1 protein-coding gene is annotated in these 1,657 nt (G+C 63.9%); it reads left to right on the top strand.

Features of this window, described 5'->3' with window-relative positions; translation table 11 throughout:
* Positions 1-239 precede the first annotated feature (239 nt).
* Positions 240-1,085, top strand: coding sequence for an AraC family transcriptional regulator (locus ACIRS4_RS36510; RefSeq protein ID WP_404204309.1), 846 nt, complete (start codon positions 240-242; stop codon positions 1,083-1,085).
* Positions 1,086-1,657: the final 572 nt, after the last annotated feature.

The raw sequence follows: 1,657 nt of genomic DNA on the forward strand, positions 1-1,657 counted from the left end.
GTCGGGTTCGGCTGGTCGCGATCCACTGCCGAATATGAAATGGCTTGTTGGCCAAGGTAATTGCGTGCTGCAGAGAATGAAGCTGCTTGCTACATTGAGGCTTGGAGGGGTGGGGGAAGGAATGAACCTTGAATTCGGATTATTGGTGGGACGAGGAATCGCCGGCTGAGTCCGAGACCGTTGCGGAGCGGAGAGACCACTGGCGTGACTACCTGCAGCGTCGGCAGGGGAGTTTCGGCTTGGCTTTCAACGTGCGAGACAGCGGGGGCGACTTCGGTTGGAAGACGCTCGCCCAGGCCGCCGGTGATCTGCAACTCGTGCGATTCTCTTCTGGGCCAGTGCATTACCGTCGAACCGCCCACGATGCCAAGCGCGATGGCGACGACGGCTATCGCCTGATGGTGCCGCTGCAGGGAGAGTTCAAGCTCGCGCAGGGCGACCAAGCTGAGATCTTCGGACCGGGAAAGGTCGCGTTCATTCGCTGGGACCAGCCCGTGGTCATGCGGCAGGATGAACCGCTGGAATCGCTGATCATGACCGTACCAAGGCATTTGGTCAATCGCGGCCTGGCCGATCCCGCCCCCCTCGCGCTGGATGCGAGCCGCCCACTGGTCCCGATGCTGGTGAACCAGATCGAACAGCTCCACGCCAACCACGGGGCGTGGAACGCGCACGACTTCCGTATCGCATATCGCAGTACGCTTTCGCTGCTCGACGGGCTGCTCGACCGCACTCAGGCGCTCCCGGGGGACCGATACACGTTGGTGGCCGCGCAAGCCCGGGAAACAATGGAAGCCCTCGCCGACGACCGCAGACTGACGCCGGATGTCGTTGCTCGGAAGTGTGGAGTCTCCAGGAGGACGCTGCACACCGCCCTGACGAAATCGGACCGTGTCACACCGGCCGCGCTGCTACGAGAGATTCGCCTCGACCGAGCGCGCAAACGACTGTCGCACCCCGGGACCATCGATATGGGCCAGATCGCCGAGGCGGCGGGCTATTCGTCGGTTCGCCGGTTCAGCTCAGCCTTTCAGCGTCAGTTCGAGCAGACCCCGCGGCAGATGCGCGAACAACTGCTCGGATAGCCGTCGCGTGCGACCGGGTTCGAGCGATCGGATCAGCGGACCCGTCTTGCCGAAATGGGCCACAAACATGCCAGAAATGTCTCGAGTATCGCGGTTAGCGTGATCCCTGCCCAAGGAGGCGGTACCGACAGGTTCTACCGGCCGATGCGGTCTGTGAAAGGCACTTGTGAGCGACAGTTCATCACTCTCGACGGCGGCGGGGGGCAACGGCGCCCCCCGCATCGCCCTCTACACAGAGTCATTCGCGGCCGACCCACACCGCCACTATCGGGCCATGCGTGCGCGATACTGCGCGCTGGCACCCGTGGACCTCGCGCCGGGCGTCCCGGCGACCCTGGTCCTCGGACTTCATTGAGCAGGACCCCGCGCGCACGCGTGTATTGACTTGTCTCGCAAGGGATCCGGCTCGGGAGGGCGCGAAGGGGGCATCCTCCCGGGCCTGGTCCCCTATCAGAGGGGTTCGATGTGTCATCGAACCCTCTCAGTGGTTATTGCACAGTTTCCGCCGGTTCTGGGGTGGGGACGGCACGTCCGGGCGCCGGCTACCAGTAGGCCGGTTGTGACTGCGATGG

Origin of the sequence: Streptomyces sp. NPDC101166 (genome assembly GCF_044768125.1) — a bacterium.
Lineage (GTDB): Bacteria > Actinomycetota > Actinomycetes > Streptomycetales > Streptomycetaceae > Streptomyces.